Source organism: Phyllobacterium sp. (assembly GCF_037994405.1).
Taxonomy (GTDB): domain Bacteria; phylum Pseudomonadota; class Alphaproteobacteria; order Rhizobiales; family Rhizobiaceae; genus Phyllobacterium.
In genome coordinates this window covers 1-3,880 of the sequence record NZ_JBBNAN010000141.1, presented here as the reverse complement: position 1 = coordinate 3,880, position 3,880 = coordinate 1, and the positions used below count along the sequence as shown (strand labels likewise).

Here is a 3,880-nt window from a genome sequence, read left to right as displayed (position 1 = left end):
GGTAAAAATCTCACTGACATTGTCGGGACAGCCAGTTTCCAACCGTCCTTGGGCCAGTCTTCAGCAAGACTTTGAAACCAATGAGAGAAAAAAGTCATGGAAATCAACGGACAAACTGCTCGCTCTTCGAGCAAAGCGATATGGACTGGGCGTATTCTCAGCGGCGTCGTCATCCTGTTCATGCTTTTTGATGGCGGCATTAAGCTCGTACCGCTGGATATCGTCATGCAAGCGAACGCCCAGCTCGGCTATCCTGACAGCGTCAACCTGGCGCGCGGGCTCGGTGTGCTTGGACTTGTCTGCACCATCCTTTACGCAATGCCGCGAACTTCCGTTCTCGGCGCAATCCTTTTGACCGGCTACCTCGGCGGAGCCATAGCCACGCAATTGCGCGTGGGCAGCCCTGTCTTCAGCCACCTGCTCTTCGGTGTCTATCTCGGTCTGATGGTCTGGGGCGGTCTTTTCCTGCGCGATGAACGCATGCGCGCGCTCATACCCTTCAGCCGCTAGTATTTTTAGGCACTGGCATCAGCGTTGTCCGAAGATGGTGGTTTTCGAGAACCGGAGTGAGGCGTCACTCGTTACAGCTATCCACGTTACCACTGAAAGCCACCATTTTCGGACAACCACGGCGCAAATTGCCACCGATCCCACCGATTGAACGGGTTTTCCGCGATCAAGCTTTGTAACAACGGCCCGATAATCATCGGATTGGGGTTGCGCGCAGCTGTCGTGTCTGATTCTTTGCAGCCATTCCGGAATGCGATGTTTGATTCGCCGCCCGACCGGAATTCACGAAACCGCGAATAGACGCCGCGGCGGGGCAGATCAGCGCGCGAAGGGACCGAAATGTCGATCAACCTCAGGAAACCGGAAATCTCCGAGATGAAGCCTAATATTACCGTCTTTGGTGTGGGTGGCGGTGGCGGCAACGCGGTCAACAACATGATCCGGGAAAAGCTGGAGGGGACGGATTTCATCGTCGCCAATACGGATGCCCAGGCGCTGACAATGTCCAAGGCGAGCCGTCTGATACAGCTCGGCACCCATGTTACCCAAGGCCTTGGCGCAGGATCAGCCCCGGAGATCGGACGGGCAGCGGCAGAAGAATGCATCGACGAAATCATGGACCATCTTGCCGGCACCCACATGTGCTTCGTGACGGCTGGCATGGGCGGCGGAACGGGAACCGGCGCAGCTCCGGTCATTGCACGTGCCGCACGCGCCGCGGGAATCTTGACCGTTGCGGTTGTGACCAAGCCATTTACCTTCGAAGGAACACGCCGCATGCGGATGGCCGACGAGGGCCTGAAGGAGCTGCGTGCGAGTGCTGACACGGTCATCGTGATCCCGAACCAGAATCTCTTCCGCGTCGCCAATGCGGCCACGACCTTTGCCGATGCCTTTGCCACGGCCGATCGGGTGCTCTACTCCGGCGTCGCATGCATCACCGACCTGATGGTCCGCGAAGGCCTGATCAATCTCGATTTCGCCGACGTGCGTGCCGTCATGCGGGACATGGGCCGCGCCATGATGGGGACAGGTCAGAGCACCGGTGAGGACCGGGCGAAATTGGCCGCCGAAGCGGCTATTGCCAATCCGCTGCTTGATGTGGCTTCCATGAAAGGCGCGAAAGGCGTGCTGGTCTCCATTTCCGGTGGACGCGATATGACCTTGTTCGAGGTCGATGTTGCCGCCTCGCGCATTCGCGAAGAAGTCGACGACGAGGCCAACATTATCCTTGGCGCCACATTCGACGACGCACTTGAAGGCGTGTTCAGGGTTTCAGTGGTCGCCACCGGCATCGATCACGACGATGCGGCAACGCTCGAAAGTGCAGCGGCGGCGGTGAGCGGGAGCAATGTTGCCGCGATGCCATTCCTTCGCCGGCAGGTTTCCTAGGGTCAGGACCTGTTAATCTGGTCTTGACCCTAGAGCAACGGCTGGGTCGCCTCGCTTCGGCGCGTTGCCACTATCCAATCAATCGCTGCGGCAATGTCATCGACTGTTGCCGTGGGTGGTGGTTTGAATCGATCCTCGTCGCCGGGGCGATACTTGCCGGTGCGCACCAGCAATGCTTGCCCAAGCCCTGCCGCCAGGGCTCCCGCGACATCGGTTTCCGCATCATCGCCGATCATCACAGCTTGCGACGGCGGACAGTTCATGCTGGCAAGTGCCGACAAAAAGAATGCGGGCGCGGGTTTTCCAAGGACAATGGCATCCCGCTGGCTTGCGAATTCCAAAGCCGTAACGAACGGGCCGGCATCAAGGCTGAGTTTTCCATCGGCATCCTTGAACGTCCGGTTCGGTGCGAGCGCCACAAATTCCGCGCCGGCGATCAACGCACGAAAGGCGTTGTTCAGCGCCGGATAGTCGAAAGCCTCACCCGCATCGCCGACGATGACCGCCAGGCCCTCGCTGTCCGCAAGATCGTGAAAATCCCGGACCAGATCCGGGTGAACCAGCAGGTGCGGCGACCGATGGTGTTGGCGAAGCCATTCGCACGCGGCATGCGCTGGCGTGAACAGCTCGCCGTCCGTAACGGGAAGGCCAAGCTTGTCGAGCTGATCTAGAACGGCCTGCTTGGGCGAGCGCGTCGTGTTGCTTATGAAGCGGACAGGAAGACCGGCCTCACGCAAGCGGGCAACAGCTCCGGTTGCGCCCGGCACCGCCGCTTTGCCATCATAAATGACGCCCGCAAGATCCAGAAGGACACCGCTAATCATCGCAGCAGAATGAACACGGAACGGGTCGTGCGTCAAATCCTTCAGAGAGTGGCGACGGGCGCATGGAAAAACGCTCCAAAGTCTTTCTGGTCTTTCTTCGGATCATTTCGGGCTGATCTGCGTTGATATGGTGTCAGCCACTAGTTGGGGAACGACCATGAACACCGCCAATCTTCAGCTCGAAGGCCTTTGCCTCGCCATTGCAGCTATCAATCGCTCGCTCGTCGCGAAAGGTTTGCTCACCGACGCTGAGATCGACACTGCGCTGCGCAAGGCCGAAGCCGTCGCTGTTGGCGACGACCGGGCGGTCGAACAGCTCTCGCCAGCCAATCGTGATGCAGTCTGCTTCCCGATCCGCCTGCTTCAACTTGCAAACAGTTCAGGGGCCGACACACCGTGGTCTTTCTCGCATCTTGCTAAAATGGTCGGCGAAACAAAGCGGCCCTACAACGATCAGCTCTAGGTCAGCACCTGTTAATATGATCCTTATGGAGCTTCATTACCAATGCGCGGGGTGCAATTGGGGATAGCTCGCGCGTTGTGGTCACCGGGACGATCACAAAACACCAGCGGGCCGACACCACTGGAAGTCTGGCAGCCAGTCAGCAGAACCAGGGCGGTTACCAAAAACGGTATGATACGTATCATGCTCGCAACCTCCATTTGAACAGCGCCATCAGGGAACACATTGCTGGTGCCGATTTGTCCAGTTCCCGGAATTGTTCATATAAGCTCAACGATCGCGTCTTCAACGATCTTTCAAAACTGCAGCCCGCTGCGCGATGCGTAACGGGAGACAGCGACGCTTGTCGAAGGCAAGATATCTCCGCAAGGCCAGAACGGGGCAGTGCGTTTGAACTTGCGCCATCTGTCGTGCAGCCGTTCGGCTCCGGCAAGCTCGAGATGACCTTGCCAGCCGGTCACGGCGCCAATGGCACGATGCACATCGGGGCTGTGCACGCTGTCCCGGATATCCGACAGCAGCGTCCGTGAGGTTATGACGTCGTTGGCCTCACCCAATCCATCTTGCAGCCGGGACAGTTGCTTGATGTATTTTCTGGTCGCAGTCTTGTTGGAATAGAGCGGCAGGAAAAACTCCGCAGAATACCGCAGCTTTTTCAGGAAGATCCGCAGCTTGTGGCGCGCCTCCGGCC

4 protein-coding genes and 1 pseudogene are annotated in these 3,880 nt (G+C 58.5%); 3 read left to right on the top strand and 2 right to left on the bottom strand.

Features of this window, described 5'->3' with window-relative positions; genetic code table 11:
* Positions 1–96: 96 nt before the first annotated feature.
* Both AAAC48_RS08735 and ftsZ read left to right on the top strand, forming a co-directional pair.
* A complete protein-coding gene (locus tag AAAC48_RS08735) occupies positions 97–510 on the top strand; it encodes a DoxX family protein (RefSeq protein ID WP_340653806.1) in 414 nt (137 codons plus the stop codon).
* 339 nt (positions 511–849) lie between these two features.
* Positions 850–1,896: pseudogene (ftsZ, locus tag AAAC48_RS08730) on the top strand (cell division protein FtsZ); the annotation flags it as partial.
* A 35-nt stretch (positions 1,897–1,931) separates the two neighbouring features.
* Here ftsZ and AAAC48_RS08725 read toward each other — a convergent pair.
* Positions 1,932–2,726, bottom strand: a complete 795-nt coding sequence (locus AAAC48_RS08725) for a TIGR01458 family HAD-type hydrolase (protein ID WP_340653807.1) — start codon at positions 2,724–2,726, stop codon at positions 1,932–1,934.
* A 157-nt stretch (positions 2,727–2,883) separates the two neighbouring features.
* Between AAAC48_RS08725 and AAAC48_RS08720 the strand changes: the two genes are divergently transcribed.
* Complete coding sequence (locus AAAC48_RS08720) at positions 2,884–3,189, top strand: hypothetical protein (protein WP_340653805.1); 306 nt, start codon at positions 2,884–2,886, stop codon at positions 3,187–3,189.
* A gap of 296 nt (positions 3,190–3,485) precedes the next feature.
* Here AAAC48_RS08720 and AAAC48_RS08715 read toward each other — a convergent pair.
* Positions 3,486–3,880 (bottom strand): CHAD domain-containing protein (locus AAAC48_RS08715; protein ID WP_340653804.1); only part of this gene is annotated, 395 nt, incomplete at its 5' end.